This window comes from Prosthecobacter sp. SYSU 5D2 (assembly GCF_039655865.1).
In the GTDB taxonomy this organism is placed as follows: domain Bacteria; phylum Verrucomicrobiota; class Verrucomicrobiia; order Verrucomicrobiales; family Verrucomicrobiaceae; genus Prosthecobacter.
The window spans coordinates 373835-391160 of sequence record NZ_JBBYXL010000007.1 but is presented as its reverse complement, the minus strand read 5'-3'; the positions used below and the strand labels follow the sequence as shown (position 1 = coordinate 391160).

Annotated in this window: 14 protein-coding genes; 8 read left to right on the top strand and 6 right to left on the bottom strand. The window is 60.2% G+C overall.

Features of this window, described 5'->3' with window-relative positions:
- Positions 1 to 11 precede the first annotated feature (11 nt).
- Together WJU23_RS14405 and WJU23_RS14400 are read left to right on the top strand one after the other, a co-directional pair.
- Entirely contained in the window at positions 12 to 1376 is a 1365-nt protein-coding gene (locus WJU23_RS14405) for a DUF1501 domain-containing protein (RefSeq protein ID WP_346333288.1), read from the top strand.
- 20 nt (positions 1377 to 1396) lie between these two features.
- Positions 1397 to 2776, top strand: coding sequence for a hypothetical protein (locus tag WJU23_RS14400; RefSeq protein WP_346333287.1), 1380 nt, complete (start codon positions 1397 to 1399; stop codon positions 2774 to 2776).
- A gap of 13 nt (positions 2777 to 2789) precedes the next feature.
- Here the strand turns inward: WJU23_RS14400 and WJU23_RS14395 are convergent, their stop codons facing one another.
- Positions 2790 to 4187: a sulfatase-like hydrolase/transferase gene (locus WJU23_RS14395; protein ID WP_346333286.1), complete on the bottom strand. Its 1398-nt coding sequence runs from the start codon at positions 4185 to 4187 to the stop codon at positions 2790 to 2792.
- A 93-nt stretch (positions 4188 to 4280) separates the two neighbouring features.
- Here WJU23_RS14395 and WJU23_RS14390 point away from each other — a divergent pair, with 93 nt between their 5' ends.
- From WJU23_RS14390 to WJU23_RS14370, 5 genes are all read left to right on the top strand, one after another.
- Positions 4281 to 6149, top strand: a complete 1869-nt coding sequence (locus tag WJU23_RS14390; RefSeq protein ID WP_346333285.1) for a CocE/NonD family hydrolase — start codon at positions 4281 to 4283, stop codon at positions 6147 to 6149.
- A 75-nt stretch (positions 6150 to 6224) separates the two neighbouring features.
- Positions 6225 to 9542: a serine/threonine-protein kinase gene (locus tag WJU23_RS14385; RefSeq protein ID WP_346333284.1), complete on the top strand. Its 3318-nt coding sequence runs from the start codon at positions 6225 to 6227 to the stop codon at positions 9540 to 9542.
- Positions 9543 to 9699: 157 nt separating this feature from the next.
- A complete protein-coding gene (locus tag WJU23_RS14380; RefSeq protein ID WP_346333315.1) occupies positions 9700 to 11163 on the top strand; it encodes a sulfatase in 1464 nt (487 codons plus the stop codon).
- 69 nt (positions 11164 to 11232) lie between these two features.
- Entirely contained in the window at positions 11233 to 12852 is a 1620-nt protein-coding gene (murJ, locus tag WJU23_RS14375) for a murein biosynthesis integral membrane protein MurJ (protein WP_346333283.1), read from the top strand.
- The gene (locus WJU23_RS14370; protein WP_346333282.1) at positions 12849 to 13445 is read left to right on the top strand and encodes a hypothetical protein; all 597 of its coding nucleotides are present in this window, start codon (positions 12849 to 12851) and stop codon (positions 13443 to 13445) included. The genes murJ and WJU23_RS14370 overlap by 4 nt, the downstream gene beginning before the upstream one ends.
- A gap of 83 nt (positions 13446 to 13528) precedes the next feature.
- On the opposite strand, the gene WJU23_RS14365 is transcribed toward WJU23_RS14370, so the two are convergent.
- From WJU23_RS14365 to hemL, 4 genes are read right to left on the bottom strand one after another with little or no spacing between them, the layout of a single operon-like run.
- A complete protein-coding gene (locus WJU23_RS14365) occupies positions 13529 to 13888 on the bottom strand; it encodes a cupin domain-containing protein (RefSeq protein ID WP_346333281.1) in 360 nt (119 codons plus the stop codon).
- Positions 13889 to 13931: 43 nt separating this feature from the next.
- Entirely contained in the window at positions 13932 to 14270 is a 339-nt protein-coding gene (locus WJU23_RS14360; protein ID WP_346333280.1) for a type II toxin-antitoxin system RelE/ParE family toxin, read from the bottom strand.
- Positions 14263 to 14622: a hypothetical protein gene (locus tag WJU23_RS14355; protein WP_346333279.1), complete on the bottom strand. Its 360-nt coding sequence runs from the start codon at positions 14620 to 14622 to the stop codon at positions 14263 to 14265. Before WJU23_RS14355 ends, WJU23_RS14360 begins: the two co-directional genes overlap by 8 nt.
- Complete coding sequence (gene hemL, locus WJU23_RS14350; protein WP_346333278.1) at positions 14570 to 15856, bottom strand: glutamate-1-semialdehyde 2,1-aminomutase; 1287 nt, start codon at positions 15854 to 15856, stop codon at positions 14570 to 14572. The genes WJU23_RS14355 and hemL overlap by 53 nt, the downstream gene beginning before the upstream one ends.
- 82 nt (positions 15857 to 15938) lie before the next feature.
- On the opposite strand from hemL, the gene WJU23_RS14345 reads away from it, so the two are divergent.
- Complete coding sequence (locus tag WJU23_RS14345) at positions 15939 to 16658, top strand: hypothetical protein (protein WP_346333277.1); 720 nt, start codon at positions 15939 to 15941, stop codon at positions 16656 to 16658.
- A gap of 7 nt (positions 16659 to 16665) precedes the next feature.
- Here WJU23_RS14345 and ruvA read toward each other — a convergent pair whose 3' ends face one another.
- Positions 16666 to 17274: a Holliday junction branch migration protein RuvA gene (ruvA, locus tag WJU23_RS14340; protein ID WP_346333276.1), complete on the bottom strand. Its 609-nt coding sequence runs from the start codon at positions 17272 to 17274 to the stop codon at positions 16666 to 16668.
- Positions 17275 to 17326 lie beyond the last annotated feature (52 nt).

Here is a 17326-nt window from a genome sequence, read left to right as displayed (position 1 = left end):
ATAAAAACATTATGACAGACTCCTCCCTGTTTTCACGACGTGATGCACTGGCCCGCATGGGCGGCGGACTGGGGATGCTTGGCCTGGCCTCAACCATCAACGCGGCGCAGGATCCCGGGGCAGTTCATTTTCCACCAAAGGCCAAACGCGTTATCCACCTGTTCATGAACGGCGGGCCATTCGGGCCTGATTTCCTGGATCCGAAACCCGCTCTGACGAAATTCAACGGCCAGCGTCCTGCCGGTGCGGACCTGCGCACCGAGCGCCAGACCGGTGGCCTGATGGCCTCCCCCTATGCCTACAAGCAACATGGACAGAGCGGCCTGCCGGTGAGTGAGCTGCTGCCCAAACTGGCTGCCTACGCCGACGACCTCTGTGTGCTGCGCTCCTGCCACACGGACAACCCCAATCACGGCCCGGCCCTGCTGCTGATGAACAACGGCACCATGACGGAGCGCGTGCCGAGCATGGGCTCCTGGATGAGCTACGGCCTGGGCAATGAGAACCAGAACCTGCCCTCTTATGTGGTGCTCTGTCCGGGCCGCCCGGTGCGTTTTTCCATCCTTTGGAGCAGTGCCTTCCTGCCAGCGCAGCATCAGGGGGTTTACATCAACCACAGTCAACTGGAACCCGGGCAGATGATTCCCTGGCTGACCAACAAGCGCCTGCCGCGCTCACAGCAGCGCCGGCAACTGGATCTTATTCAAGAGCTGAATCAAAGCCACCTGGCCGCGCGCGGCGGTGCGGACGCCTCACTCAACGGCCGCATCCAGTCCATGGAGACCGCCTTTAGAATGCAGTCGGCCGCGACGGATGCCTTTGACCTGAACCTGGAGCCTCAACCTGTGCGCGAGCTTTATGGTACCAGCCATTTCTCCAATGGCTGCCTGATGGCGCGGCGGCTGGTGGAGCGCGGCGTCCGTTTCGTCCAGGTATATTATGGCAACGGCCAGCCCTGGGACACCCATTCGAATCACGACACCTCGACCCGCAGGCTGGCCGCTGACATTGACCGGCCCATCGCCGCTCTGCTCGGCGATCTCAAACAGCGCGGCATGCTGGAGGACACTCTGGTTGTGTGGGGCGGAGAATTCGGCCGCACACCGGTGAGTGAAAACGGCAATGGCCGTGACCACAACCCGCATGGATTTCTCATGTGGATGGCTGGTGGCGGTGTCAAAGGCGGCATGAGCTATGGCGAGAGCGATGACTTCGGGTTCCGGGCAGCGCACAAGCGAATGCACATCCACGACATCCACGCGACGATCCTGCACCTGCTGGGCGTGGACCACGAGCGCCTGACCTACCGTTATGCAGGCCGCGACTACCGGCTCACCGATGTCCATGGACGCGTGCCCCGCGCCATCCTGGCCTGATCTGTTTTCCTTTTCCAACTATGCAAGCCATCACCCGCCGCCGCCTGCTCCAGGGCAGCCTCGCCGCCAGTCTTATTCCGCATACACTACCGGCTGCGGAAGCTTCCGGGCTGCGAATCGCGCCATTTCGATTTGATGTCACGCCACCGGTTGGCCACCCGCTTTGCGGCGGCTGGATAACACCTGTGGTGGACTGTGAAGACGGGCTAGAGGCGATTGGATACATTTTGTTAGGCGCAGGCAAACCGGTCGTCGTCTGTGCGGTGGACTGGACAGGCATTCTCAACGAGGCGCACCTGGCCTGGCGCAGCGCCCTGGCCGAGGCCGCCGGCACCACGCCGGACCGTGTGGCCGTGCAGTGCGTGCATCAGCATGATGCGCCCTTTGTCTGCCTGCGCGGGGAGGAACTGGCCGCGGAGCAAAACGCCGGGCTCACGCTGGTGCAGCTGCCTTTCTTCAACGACTGCCTGAAACGCGGCGAGGAAGCGATTAAAGCCGCCTTGCTCAAAGCCCGCCCGCTCACCCACATCGCCCATGGTGAAGGCCGGGTGGAAAAGGTGGCGTCCAACCGCCGTGTGTCCAAGGGTGCCGATGGCAAGGTGCTGAAAATGCGTGGCAGCTCTAGCAAGGATGCGGAGCTGGTGGCCCTGCCAGAAGGGCTCATTGATCCGATGCTCAAGACCGTGGCCTTTTATGACGGCGACGAAAAGGTGCTGGCCTGCCACTACTACGCCACGCATCCCATGAGCCACTATGGCCAAGGCCACGTCAGCAGTGACTTCGTGGGCCTGGCACGCAAACAGCGCCAAAAGGAAGAACCTGGCTGCACTCACATTTACTTTACAGGGGCGGCAGGAAACATCGCCGCAGGCAAGTACAACGATGGCAGCCCGGAGGCCCGCGTGCAGCTCACGCAGCGGATTTACGAAGGCATTATTGCCGCTGAAAAACAGCTCACTCCACGGCCTATCTCCAAAGTCTCCTGGCAGACCCAAGACGTGCTGCCGGAGGTCAACCCGGCCTTTACCCAAGAGTCTGAACAGGCAGCCCTGGCCAACCCCAATAACCGTCCCGCCAACCGCCTGCGTCCGGCCATGCGCCTGGCCTGGATGGAGCGCATCGCCAAAGGCACGCCCATCATCCTCAGTGCCCTGCATGTAAACGATGTCTCCATGCTGCATCTGCCTGCGGAATCCTTTTTGGAATACCAGCTCCGCGCCCAGCAGATGCAGCCAGAGCGCTTCGTCGCGACGGCTGCCTATGGTGACGGCGGGGCCTGGTATATTCCAGTCAAAGAAGCCTTCCCTGAAGGCGGATACGAAGTCTCCGTCGCCAACTGCGCCCCCGCCATGGATGACCTCATGAGCGCCGGCATCCGCCAGCTTCTCGCGGCAACGTGATTCTGCAGGTCCGTTACCAGCCAGTCTGGCCTAACGGATCACCCTGCTCCTTCAACCAGGCTTGCAGCTTTTGTTTCATGCCCGCTTTCTTTTCGTCATGCGCCGGATCGGCACTGAGGTCCTTCATTTCATGGGGATCGGATTCCAGGTCGAAGAGCTGCTCACGGCCTAACTGAGGATACCGAATGAACTTCCAGCGCTCATCACAAATCATGCGCTGGGTGTCCGTGAAAGTGCCGGTGACGAAGTCATGAACGCGCTCCGTTTTCCCCTGAAGCAGAGGCAGCAGGCTCCGGCCCTGAACGCTGCCGGGAATAGCGATGCCTGCCAGCTCGCAGAAGGTGGGATAAAGGTCCCGCAGATGCACCAGCGCCTGGGTGCGTTTTGCCTTTGGCAACTCAGAACCGGCGATGATCAGAGGTGAACGGATGCTGTGCTCATACTGGTTCTGTTTCCCCAACAGTCCGTGGCTGCCCATGGCCAGACCCTGGTCACTGATGAAGACGATGATCGTGTCCTTACGGCCCGCTTTTTCCAGAGCCTCCAGGATGCGACCGATCTGGTTATCCACATCGCTGATCATCGCATAATAAATGGCCAGCTCGGTGAGCACGGCCGCCTCCTCACGGGGGATCGGCAGCAGCGTTTCATCACGGCCATGGAGATTGCCATGATCAAAGGGATGCACCGGTGCGAAGTTTTCCGGCAGCTTCATGTGGGCGGGATCATAACGCTGGGTTTCATCTGCCGGCCACTGGCGCGGATCATGAGGAAAGGCGAAGTTCACATGCAGCAGGAACCGCTTGTCAGCCGGGGTGTCCGCAATGGCCCGGATGGCTCCGTTGGCCACATGCACGCTGTTGTCCGCCTGCAGGCCGATGCCCTTCTCCGGCTCCGCCTTGCCGTCATCATCCGATTTAAAGGTCCAGCCTGTATAACCGGTGATGGCCTGGCCACGCTCATTCATCGCCGGTCCCTTTTCACCCTTCACTCCGCCGCTGCTATAAAGTCCCCGAGTACCGGTATAGCCCCGCTGCTTCGGATGGCCGTCATTGTGCCACTTGCCGCTGTACCAGGTCAGATAACCTGCCTCCTGAAACGTCTGCGCCATCGTTTTTAAAGCTGGGTCTATAGGCCCTGCTGGATAGTTCATATATGCCCGGAATGGCGTACAGCCCGTCAGGATCTCCGCCCGGCTGACGTGGCAGATCGGATAGCCCGCATACGCCCGGGTAAAAGCCGTGCCACCCGCCGCCAGGCGGTCCAGGTTAGGCGTGCGGATGCGCTCATTGCCCAGCGCGTGAATCGTCTCCGGGTTCTGATCGTCCGTAACAATGAAAAGGATGTCCGGTGCCGCTGACAAAACCGCAGTCATCGCAAGGCAGAGTCCCAAAGAAAGAAAGCATCTCATGGAGAAGGCTAACATGTGACCGCCTTTGATACTTTCCATCCGACGGCTGCTTTCTGCATAAAAGTACCCGCATCAGCACCGTAGTCTGCTGTCATGTCACACCGCTCTCCCCTGCCCTGCCTGCTGTTTCTGCTTTGTCTTGTCAGCTCCTCCCTGCTGGTGGCCCAGGACATTGTGGTCAAAACCAATGTCATGGTCGCAATGCGGGATGGCGTGAAGCTGGCCACGGATCTCTATCTGCCCGCTGAAAACGGTGTGGAAAAACCTGGCCGCTATCCAGTGGTGCTCACACGCCTGCCTTATAACAAGGACGGCTCCAAAAAGCTCGGCATGTATTACGCTGCCCATGGTTATGTCTTCGTAGCCCAGGACTGCCGGGGCCGCTATGCCAGTGAAGGCGTGTGGCACTGGATGACGGATGATGGCAAGGACGGTGTGGACTGCGCCAAATGGATCGGCCAGCAGCCCTGGAGTGATGGCAAGATCGGCATGATTGGCACCTCCTACGTCGGCGGCACGCAGCACGCCATGGCCCTCGAAGGCGCACCTGAACTCACTACCGTTATCCCCGTGGATGCGGTCTCCAATGGCGGTGTCCAGTCCATGCGCAACGCCGGCGCTTTTGAAATGCGCTTCTGGAACTGGATCATGCTAAATTCAGCCAAGGGCAGCGTCGCTTCCCAAGATCCCGCCACTGCGGCCATGCTCAAGGAGATGGTGGACAACCGCCATGAATACCTGAAGCACCTCCCCCTCCGCCCCGACATGACTCCGCTGAAGCATGCACCGGAGTATGAAAGCTGGCTCATTGATGCGATGCGCCACGGGGCCAATGATGAGTTCTGGGCGCAGAACAACATCCTGGAGCAGGCCAGCAGCTACAAGGACATTCCCGTTTACCTTGTCGGCGGCTGGTATGATTCCTGGGCAGGCAATACCACCGCCAATTTCACCGCACTCACCAAGGTCCTCAAAAGCCCGGTTTACATGATCATGGGCCCCTGGATCCACGGAGCCCAGGCCAATAGCAGCCATGGCCAGGTGGACTTCGGCAGCGAGGCCGCCATTCCTGATGAACTGGCGTGGCGCAAAGAATGGTATGACCACTGGCTGAAGGGCCTGGACAACAGCGTCGGCAAAGCTGCCCCTTTTGCCACCAAGGTACGCCTTTTCGTGATGGGCACAGGCGACGGCAGCAAAACCGAAAAAGGCCTGCTCAACCACGGCGGCGAATGGCGTGATGAAAAAGAATGGCCCCTGGCACGCACGAAGCTGACCCCGTATTACTTTGCTCCTCAAGGCGTGGCCACGACGACTAAGCCCGTGCTCAAAGAGGCCAGCACCAGCTACACCTTTGATCCCAAAGATCCCGTTCCCACCATCGGCGGCAGCATCTCCAGTGGCAATGACATCCTCCTCCAGGGCGCTTGGGACCAGCGCGGCGGCGAGCATGTGTGGAACTGGCAGAAACCTCTGCCCCTCTCCAGCCGGAATGACATCGTCGTCTTCCAGACGGAGCCCCTGGCCGAAGACCTCGAAGTCACCGGCGAAGTGGAAGTCAAAATGTGGATCTCCTCTTCCGCTGTGGATACCGACTTTACCGCCAAGCTGGTGGACGTCTATCCCGCGAGTGCCGACTGGCCCGGCGGCTTCGATCTTAATGTGACCGACGGCATCCTGCGCGCCCGCTTCCGCGATTCGCTGAAAAAGGAAAAGCTCATGACTCCCGGCGAGGTCTATCCCGTCACCATCCGCCTTTACCCCACCAGCAACGTCTTCAAAAAAGGCCATCGCATCCGCATTGACATCAGCAGCAGCAACTTTCCCCGCTTTGACGTCAATCCCAACACAGGAGAGCCGCTCAACGACAACCGGCGTGTGGAAACAGCCATCAATACCATTCATCATGATGCCGAACATCCTTCCGCCATCGTTCTGCCCTTGATCCCGCGCAGAGGATAAAGGACAATGCAGGTGATATGAATGTCACTTCAATTGCACGGGAGGCTGTGCCATTGAAGAACAGTTCCCCCTGCCGTGACTCCTCCGCCCCCATCCAATCCTGACAGCCCCGAGCACGGCAATGACGTGCCAACGGTGATCACGGAAATGGAAAACAACTTGCGCAGCAGCATGACCCGCTCTGCCATGGCCCGCACCCGGGGCAGCGGTGTACGCTCAGCCGATCTGCTGAAAGACAACGACGGCTGGCTGGACGGCAAATTCCGCCTTTTGGAAAAGCTAGGCGAAGGCGGCTTCGGACTCGTGTTCAAAGCGGAGCAGGTCTATCCCATCCAACGGCTGGTCGCTGTCAAGATCCTCAAGGCCGGCATGGACAGCCAGCAGGTCATCGCCCGTTTTGAGACGGAGCGCCAGTCCCTTGCCCTCATGGAGCACCCCAACATCTCCCGCGTGCTGGATGCTGGGGAGACGGAGCGCGGCCAGTCCTATTTCGTCATGGAGCTGGTACGCGGGCGGTCCATCACCACCTATTGCAGCAAAAAAGAACTGACGCTCAACCAGCGCCTGGAGCTTTTCATTCCCGTCTGCCAGGCCGTCAACCACGCCCACCAAAAGGGCATCATCCATCGTGACCTGAAGCCTTCCAACGTCATGGTGATGGAAGAAAACGGTCAGCCCATTCCGAAGGTCATTGACTTCGGCATCGCCAAAGTGCTGGAACAAAAGGATGCCAGCCAGACCCTGGCTACCGGCATGGACCAGCTCGTCGGCACGCCCGGCTACATCAGCCCGGAACAGATCGAGCACGGCAGCTCCCATGTGGACACCCGCTCGGATGTCTATGCCCTCGGCTCCATCCTCATGGAGCTACTGACGGGCAAGGCCCTCGTCACTCCCATGGACGTGGCTCAAAAACCCCTCCACCAGATCCTCCGCGACCAGGTGGAGCGCGACCCGCCCAAACCCAGCTCCCGCGAGCCTTCGCTCAAAGGTGACCTGGACTGGATCGTCCTCAAAGCTCTGGAGCGCGATCCCGCCCGCCGATACGGCAGCACGGATGAACTGGCCAATGACCTGCGCCGATACCTCCATCACGAGCCGGTCCGCGCCTGTCCGCCCAGCCGCTCCTACGTCATTAAAAAATTCGTCCGCAGGCATCAGGTCGGCGTAGCCGCCAGCGTCGCCATCGCCCTGGCTGTTCTCTCGGGCGGCATCACCAGCACTGCTTTATATTTCGAAGCTGAAAAAAACCGCAAAGCTGCGGAGGAGGCCGGGGCCAACCTCAAAAAAGAATACTCCCGCTCGGACGAGGTGATGGCCCGGCAGTTCACCGAAAGGCGGGACTATACCGAATCCGTCGCCTGGCTGACCCGTTCCCTGCGCACCGACCCGGGGAATACCCTGGCCGCGACCAACCTCCTGAGCCTGCTGCAGCACTCCCATCTTCTGCATCCCACCACTCCGGAACTGCTTCTCCCCAGCGGCAGCAAAGAGGCACATCTTGTCGCCCTCAGCCAGCAGGCAGGGCGGGCCGTGGCAGTCTCCACAGTGGAGTCCCCAGGCAAGCAAAGAGCCCGCCGCACGGTTCTCAGTATCTGGGACACAACCACCCATCAGCGCACCGACCATCCCTTGCCTAAAGGCGTCATCGCCACTTGCCTGCGCATCACACGTGACGGTCAGCATGCCATCCTGGCCATGGATAACGGCCAGGTGGAGCTCTGGTCTCTCACCGACGGAAAGCGCCAGCCTCTCAGTCCCAAGCTGCCTCAGCCGGTCCTTAGCATGGCTTTGTCCGGAGATGGTCATACCCTGGCGGTGGGTGGAGAAAATGGCACCGTCCACGTCTGGGACACAGGGCGCCTGGAACGCCCGGCACTGGTGCTGAAAGATGCGGAGCTGCCTGTTAATTTGATTGAGCTGGATTACTTTGGCACCCTCGTCGCCACGGGCCAGTCCGTGGAAAGCCAGGAGACCAAAGGCCGCGCCCTGGTCTGGGATCTCAGCACCGCCAAGCCCGTCGGAGAGGCATTTGAAACGCGTGATGGCATCTCCTCTCTCGCCCTGCACCGGGAGCGTGAAATGATCGCCGTCGGTCTCTACTCCGGCACCGTTCATGTGGGAAACTTCCGCACAGAGACCGAGCTTCTGACCCCTCTCGGCCATCCCTCCGCCGTCATCTGCATGAGCATGAATGCCAACGCCACCACCCTCATGGTGGGGGATGGCCGCGGCTATCTGCACGCCTGGGATCTCACCAAAGGTCAGCCCCGCATTCCGGCCCAGGCCCTGGATGGAGAAATTCTCACCGCCGCCCAGGCTCTTGAGCAAGGGCTGGTCACCAGCGTCTCCCGCCATGGCGAGATGCAGGTTTGGAACACCCTTACTGGTGAGCGTGTCCAGCACCGCCTGCGTCACAGCATCGCGGAGGTCAGTGTCACTCCTGACGGCTCAATGCTCATTGTCGCCCCGCGCAATGATCCTTCTGTTCAAGTCTGGAGCACCCACCAGCGCATGACCACGCGGCGCTACCTGGCCGGTTCTCAAGAGTCCTTCCTCGAACTGCCCACCGTACCTGAGGACGCCCCGGCAAACATCCATAGCGCCCAAATAAAAGGCTGGAACCGCGCAGGCAGCCTCCTGGCCACGGCGGATCCTGAAGGCAAAGTCTCCGTCTATGACCTGAAGGCCGGTTTCCAACCCCTCGGCCCCGCTTTTGTTCATCCCCCCGCTGTCGGTGCCGTCACCATTTCCGATGACGGCAAACTCGCCGTTACCTCTGGCCGCGACCAGGAGGTGCGCCTCTGGAATGTCAGCTCCGGCAGGCCCACCGGTATCTCCATCCGTCATGAGGCCTTCGTCAGCTCCCTGGCCCTCAGTCCTGACGCCTGCCACCTCGTCACCGTCACCGACGCCGGGGAGATCCGCGTCTGGGATGCTCAAACGGGGGATTGCCTCACCCCCAGGCTTGGCCAGGGCAGCGGCCTCACCGAGATCCATGTCAGCGCCGACGGAAAAACGATGATCTATCGCATGGAGGACCAGGGCTGGTTTTCTCTCCCCATGCCGGAAATCCCCTCGATTCTTCCACCTTGGTTTTTGGACCTCGCCGAGGCGCTCGCCCACCGGCGGCTTTCGGAAGACGGTAAATCCCAGACCCTTAGTCTCGCCGAGGTGCGCAGTGCCCTCTCCCAAATTCCTAAAACCAAGCTCCAGGACCACCCCACCGCCATCCGTTGGGCGCATTGGCTGCTGAGCGATCCCAACAGCCGTGCCCTCTCCCCTCAGGAGGATGAGCTCTTCGGCGAATACGTCAGCAGTCTGGCCAAAAGAAAGGACCCCGGTGCCCAGGCGGAAGCCCTCCGCTACCGGACCCTGTCGGCCGGAGAATAAACGCGGCTCAACCCGCTGCCCTTCCTCTCAGGAAAACAAGGGACAGAAAGCCCCATCGCACATCGTTTCAGCGCTGGTTTCATCCCTTCAACCTATGATGTCCCTGCGTCCCCTCCTCCATGCCGTCTTTCTCGGCCTGCTCGCCCCCTGCGCCTTGATGGCGGCAGACAGCAGCCGCCCGAACGTCCTCTTCATCATCTCCGATGACCTCAATGCCAGCCTCGGCTGCTACGGCCATCCCCTGGTCAAGACGCCGAATCTGGACAAGCTGGCCGCACGAGGCGTGCGTTTTGAAAACGCCGCCTGCCAGTTCCCCCTCTGCGGTCCCAGCCGCAATTCCATGCTCACCGGCCTGTATCCCAACAGCACCGGCATTTATCAAAACTCCCTCATTTTTCGCCAAACCATCCCCAGTCATCACAGCCTTTCCCAAGCCTTCAGGCTGAACGGCTACTTCGCAGCCCGCATCGGCAAGCTTTACCACTACAACGTCCCCCTCTCCATCGGCACCAACGGCCACGACGATCCCGGCTCCTGGGAAATGGAGATCAATCCTACCGGGGTGGACCGCATGGAGGACCAGGATGAAACCTTCAGTCTCATCCCCGGCAGTTACGGCGGCACCCTCAGCTGGCATGCCTCCGCACATCCCGAAGAAAAGCACACCGACGGCATGATGGCCCGCGAGGCCGAATGGGTGCTGGAGCGCTGTGCCAAGGACAAATCCCGCCCCTTCTTCCTCGCCCTCGGTTTCTTCCGCCCGCACACGCCTTACATCTCGCCCAAAGCCTGGTTTGAAGGCTACCCCAAGGACCAGATGCCCGTCGTCCAGGGCTGGGAGGAAGACCAGAAGGACATCCCCGCCCACGGTCTCGGCAGTTATAAAAAAGAGCAGGACAACCTGACCGACGACCTCCGCCGCCAATGCATCCAAGCTTATTATGCCAGCATCAGCTTCATGGATGCCCAGGCCGGCATCGTTCTCGATGCCCTGGACCGCCTCGGCCTTGCAGAGAATACCATCGTCGTCTTCACCAGCGACCACGGCTACCACATGGGCGAGCACGGCCTGTGGCAGAAACAGAGCCTCTTTGAAGAAAGCGCCCGCGTGCCCCTCATCATCGCCGGCCCAGGCGTGACCAAAGGCGGCGTCACCAAAGCTCCCTCCGGTCTCATTGACCTCTACCCCACCCTCACCGAACTGTGCGGCGTCAAAGCGCCTGATAACCTTCAAGGTCAGAGCCTCGTCCCCATGCTGAAAGATCCCAAAGCGGAAGGCCGCGGCTGGGTCATCAGCCAGGTCATGCGCGGTGGTGTCAAGAAAGCCGGCGTCAGCCCGGCCAAAGGTGCCATGGGCAAACGCATCTTTGGTTATTCCCTCCGCACCCCGCGCTGGCGCTACACCGAGTGGAACGAAGGCAAAGAAGGCCGTGAACTTTATGATCACGACACCGACCCCAAAGAGCTGACCAACCTCGCCGACAAACCCGAGCACGCAGAGACCGTAGCCAGCCTTTCCGCCCAAGTGAAGGACATCGCCAAAACCACCTTCCCCGCCAGTGGCGTGGCCCCGGAGATCCGCGAAAAAGCCAACTGGGCACCCAACCTCACCAATCCGTGATTTTGTAATTCCAGCTTTGTCATTTGCCAGAGCGGCGGCACCTGCGAAAGGTGCCGCCGCTTTTGCATCATGACTGAAGAGAAAAAGGACACCGGCCCTCAGGCCCGCAGCACCAGCGTCGTATCCATCGCCATCCTCTGCAGCCGCGTGCTGGGGCTTGTGCGCGACCAGCTACTCAACGGCCTCTTTGGCTCCGCCTTCGCCGGCATCTTCACCGCCGCCTTCCGCACGCCCAACATGCTGCGGGACCTCTTTGCCGAGGGCGCCCTCTCCACCGCCTTCGTCACCACCTTTTCCAAAAAAATGAAGAGCGAGGGCGATGAAGCCGCCTGGGTTCTCGGCCGCAAGATGCTCTCCCTTGCCGCCTGTTTCATGAGCATGGTGGCCGTGGCCGGCGTCGTATTAGCCCCCTTTCTCTTCCGCATTCTCACCCCCGGCCTTACGGAGGAGGCCAAAGTCCTGGGCACCTGGCTGGCCCAGATCATGTATCCCTTCATCGCCATCGTTTCCGTGACCGCCCTGGTCATGGGGATGCTCAATTCAAAACGGATCTTCTTCATCCCCGCCGTCGCCTCCGCCTTCTTTAACCTCGGCTGCATCGTCGGTGGCGTCGCCCTGGCCTGGATCCTGGATCCCGGCTTCCGCGCTGGAGAGATCACGGAAAAAGGCCTCACCGGATTTGCCATCGGCACGCTTATTGGCGGTGTGCTCCAGCTCCTCGTCCAGCTTCCTTCTCTTTACCGCGTCGGTTTTCGCTTCGGTCTCGACTTCGGCTGGAAGGACAGCGGTGTGCGCGATGTACTTCGCCTCATGTGGCCCTCCATGTTGGCCGCCAGCGGCACCCAGATCTCCGTCCTGCTGAATTCCATCTTCGCCTCCTACACCCCCGGTGCCGAGTCCTCACTGGCCTGGCTGGCCAATGCCCAGCGCCTCCAGCAGCTCCCCCTCGGCCTCTTCGGCGTTGCCGTTGCCACCGTCACGCTGCCCATGCTCTCCCGCCTGGCCACGGAGGGAATGTCCCCCGCCTTCCGCACCGCCCTGGCCAAAGGCCTGCGCCTCGTCCTCTTCCTTACCCTGCCCTGCGCTGTTGGCCTTTCCCTCCTCGCCCAGCCCATCATCTCCATCCTCTTTGAGCATGGTAAATTCACCGCTTATGATGTGGCGATGACCGCCGGCCCCTTGCAGGCCTATGCTTTTGGCCTCGTCTTTTATTCCGCCATCAAGGTCCTCCAGCCCGCCTTCTATACGATAGATAAACGTTTCATCCCCATGATGATCAGCCTCGGCGTCATCGCCCTCAATCTGGTCCTCAACTACACCTCCATCTTCATTCTCGGCTGGGACCACACCTCTCTCGCCTGGGCCACCGCCATCGGTCTCGCGGCCAATTTCACCACCCTTTACCTCTGCATGCGCAAGTTCGCCCATGGCCTGGAGACCCGCACCCTCAGCATCACCCTGGCCAAGCTCATCACTGGCACCCTTTTCATGGCTGGCGTCTGCATCGCAGCCCGCATGACCGTCCTGGCAGACTGGGCCGAAATGCGCTTCATCACCCAGTTCACCCTGCTCAGCCTCACCATCGGCACCGCAGCCTTTGTTTACTTCCTCGTCACCCAGCTCCTGCGCGTTCCTGAGGCTGGCGAATTCATCGGCATCCTGTCCAAGCGCTTCCGTCCCAAGTCATGAAACCGCGCCGCATCTGGCTCACTGCCGCCGTGCTCCTCGCCCTCATCTGGAGCGCCGTCGCCGTCATCATGCATCAGACGGATCACCTCGTCTCCTGGCCGGAAAAAGTCATTGTCCTTGTCGAACAAGCCCCGTGGTTAAAAGGCCCCGAAGGCAGCCCCGAATCCCGCCGTCTTTACCTCAACCAGGTCATCACCAACCTCAACCGCCTGGACACCCAGCAGCGCCGCCGCCTGCGCGAAGACGCCCAGGAATCCATTGACCGCTTCTTTGCCAGCCTCATCGAAGAGGAGCAAAAAGAATACGTCAACCGCACCGTCGAGCCCTATTTCGAGAGCATCAGCAAAGGCCTCAAACTCATTCCCGAAGAAGAGCGCAAACGCCTCGTTGGCCGCATCCGCAACGACCTCAAGAACCTCCGGGGCACCTCCGCCGAAGGCGACCGCCTCTCCGACCAGGACCGCGAGTTCATGGAATTCATGATCGCCGAAGACCCCATCCTCTTCCTCCGCGAAGCCCCAACCAAAGTCAAAATGGAGCTCGCCCCCGTCCTCGAAGAAATGCAATCCCGCGTTCAGGGCATGCGCCGGTAATTCGTCCCTGGCATCCTCCAAGCTTGAGGCTTCATCGTTCCCGCTTCACGGGATGATTCGTCATTTCGTCATTCGTCATTTTTTTACCCTTCCACCTCAAACTCATCCGCCGGATCAAACGGCGGCATCGGCACATTGATGATGCGCAGGTTCCCCACCGCCCGGTGGACACACCCCGGCCGGATCATCACCGACGTCATCGGCTTCAGCGGAATTCTTTCCCCGTCCAGCTCCAGATACCCCTCGCCCTCCAGGACGATGTAGATCTCCGTCATTTTCTTGTGATAGTGCAGCTTCGCATCCGCATGGATGTCCGTCAGGTGCACCGTCGCCAGCGTATTCCACGGCTCCTTAAAAGCCCGCCGCGCCTGCCCGCAAGGACAGGGGATCGGTGGCAGCTCATCCAACTGGGCAACAGCATAACGGGGTTCAGATTCAGACATGGCCCCCAACCATAAAAGCCCCCGCCTCAAATGCCACTGGCAATTACTGCCTGCCCGAGTCCTGCATATATTGGGCAAGGTCCCTTGCCCCATGCAACACATACAGAATGCGCACCCCCGCATCCTCCGGCAGTGGCCGATAAAAGATCAGATAGTTCCGATACGGCGATGCGGGAATCATGCGAATGCCTTTCAGCACCTTCCTCCCCGGGTGATACAGGGTGCCCATAGAAGGCTGCGAAGCGAGTTCGCCAAACATTTCTTTGATGCTGTCCACGACTGCCTTGGCTGCTACGGGATTGTCCATGGCAATGCCCGAAGCGATATCCACTAAATCCAGGGAGATGACCTCTGGATGAATATCTTTGACAGGCTCAGGCATGATGTCCTTGAGCACTTAAGCGTTGCCTGACCTTTTCCATGACGATTTCCGTCAAATTGTCGGGGACTGGAATAAACGGCCCTTTGTCCCTCGCCTCCAGAATATCCTCCAGCGCCTCCCTTTGCGGATCCGCAGATTTCACTTCGAAATCATCATCTGCATCCTGGTTCAGCCGGTTCACAAAATCGGCCACTTGCTCCAGATCCTTTTCGGACAGGCCATACAGGTTTTGGATGATGGACTCCTTGACTGACATAACAGCAATATAACTGACCGCAGCGTGTTTTGAAACCCCTTTTCTACAACGCCCCCAGCGCCGCCGCCGCCACTTCCGCCGTGCGGTCCATGTCATCCTTGGAGTGGGCCATGCTGATGAAGCCCGTCTCAAACTGGCTTGGGGCAAAGTACACGCCGTTGTCCAGGCAGTGATGGAAAAACTTGCGGAAGGAGGCCAGGTCCGAGGTCTTCGCATCCTGCAAATTACGCACTTCTTGTTCGGTGAAAAAGAGGCAGAACATGCTGCCCTTCCGGTACCAGCGATAGCCCCGCCCTTTGCGCTTCAGCACATCCAGCACCGCATCCTCCATCACCTGGCCGATCTCCTCCAGATACCGGTAACCCTGCTGCCGGTCCAGCTCGCGCAACTGCGCCAGGCCGGCGGCCATGGCCAGCGGATTTCCGCTCAGCGTGCCCGCCTGATACACCGGTCCCAGAGGAGCCAGATAGTCCATGATGTCCGCCCGCCCGCCGAAAGCTCCCACCGGCAGCCCGCCGCCGATGACCTTGCCCAGGCAGGTCAGGTCAGGCGTAATGCCCTCCAGCTCCTGCACCCCGCCTTTGGCCACGCGAAAGCCTGTCATCACTTCATCAAAGATCAGCACCGTCCCATATTTCGTTGTGATGTCCCGCAGCTTTTGCAGGAACCCCGGCTGCGGTAAAATCAGCCCCGCATTCGCCGGATACGGCTCCACGATCAAAGCCGCAATCTCATGTCCCTTGGCAGCAAAAAGTTCTTCCAGCGCCGCTTCATCATTAAAAGGCAGCACGCTTGTCAGCTCCGCAAAGGCCGCCGGCACCCCGGCACTGTCCGGGTGCCCGTGCGTCAGCGCACCACTCCCCGCCGCCACCAGCAGGCTGTCCGAGTGGCCATGGTAACAGCCGTCGAATTTCACCAGTCGTGACCGTCCGGTAAAACCGCGCGCCAGACGGATGGCAGACATCGTCGCCTCCGTGCCACTGTTCACCAAGCGCACCTTTTCAATGGACGGCACCCATTCACAAATCGTCCGCGCCATGTCCACCTCATATGGATTCGGAATGCCAAAGCTGACCCCATCCTTGGCCGCCGTATGGATGGCCTCGATCACCGCCCGCGGCGCATGCCCCAGAATCGCCGGACCCCAGGTGCCCACAAAATCAATCATCTCCCGCCCGTCCACATCCCAGATCCTGCAGCCCTTGGCCCGCCTCACGAAGAAAGGGTCTCCCCCCACATTGCGAAAGGCGCGCACAGGCGAGTTCACTCCGCCGGGGATGTATTGTTTAGCGAGATCGAAAAGTTTGGTCGAAAGAGGTCCGTTAGCCATGATGAAGGGATACGCCAAAGCAACCGGGCGTCGAACAAAACGTTTCCTCAGAACGTCAGAGTCAGGTAGTCTTTCTCCCGTCATGAAAAGGGTCCTCTTCCTCCTCCTGGTACTAGGTGCCATTCTTCCCGCCCCTGAGGCCACAGCACAGCTCGCCAAGCGCAAGTCCACCCTGCCCCCTGAACCGGGTACCATGGACATCGAGCACTTGATCACCAAGCCCATCACCCTCAAGATCCTCCAGGAAGCGCCAGTTTATACCCGCGCCACCCTGGACCGCCCCCTGGGTTCCATGGCCGCCGGCACTTTAGTAAAGCTCGTCGCTCTCTCAGACAATGCCTATCGCGTCCATGGCCGTTCCCGCCAGGGCGAGGTCACGGGCTGGGTCCCCATGACTTATCTTCTCTCCCCGGATCCCCAGCTTGTCCCCAATCTCCGCAAGCTCCACCAGCGCCAAACTGACGTCGAAGCCCTGATCGAAGCCAAACAGGTGGCCCTCGGCATGACTGCGGAAGAGGTGCAGGAAAGCCTTGGCAAGCCTAACCGGAAGTCCAGCAAACTCAGTGCCTCGGGCCGTGAAGAAACACTGGAGTACGTCATTTATGAGCGCGTGCCGCAATACAGCACCAGCATTGACCAATTCGGAAGACCCTTCCAGACCGTCACCTACATCAAGATGGAAACCGGCAGCATGAGCATCAACCTCAAAGACAACGTCGTCGAAACCATTGAGGAAACCAAAGGCAACCCCCTCGGCACCGGCGGTGTCAAAATCATTCCCGGCCCCATCATTGGTTGGTGAGCCGTGCTCACTGCATCGAGCGCAGCGCATCCCGGATCAGCTTGTCCGCCCGCACAGGTTCCGTTGCCATCTTCACCAGATCCGTGACCGTCTTCTGCGCCTCGCTCTGCTTGTAACCCAGGGCGATGAGGCCCAGCACCGCATCGCTCACTGCCTCCTGCTTCGGATCATGTGCCCCGCGCGCCACCTCCGCCGCCTGCCATGCATCCACCACACCCACCTTGTCCTTCAGCTCCAGCACGATCCGCTCAGCCGTCTTCTTCCCCACTCCTTTGATCCGCGCCAGCGCCGCCGTATCATTGCGGATCACCGCATCCTTAAACGCTGGCACCGGCATCCCGCTCAGTACAGACAGCGCCATTTTCGGCCCGATGCCGGACACCCGGTCTATCAGCAGGCGGAACAAGTCCCGCTCATCAGGCGTGAAAAAGCCAAACAACGTATGCTCACGCTCCGTCACATGATGATGCGTCAGCAGCTTCACCTCGCCACCAGGTTGGGGCAGTTTATCAAAGGTGCTCAGCGGAATGTTCGTCGCATATCCCACCCCTCCCACATCCACAATGGCCTGGTGAGGATGGGCTTCGGCGAGCTTGCCACGGAGAAATGCGATCATCCCCGCATCAAGCCCCACCTGCCCGTCCGCGCAAGGCCTTTGATGCTCGCAT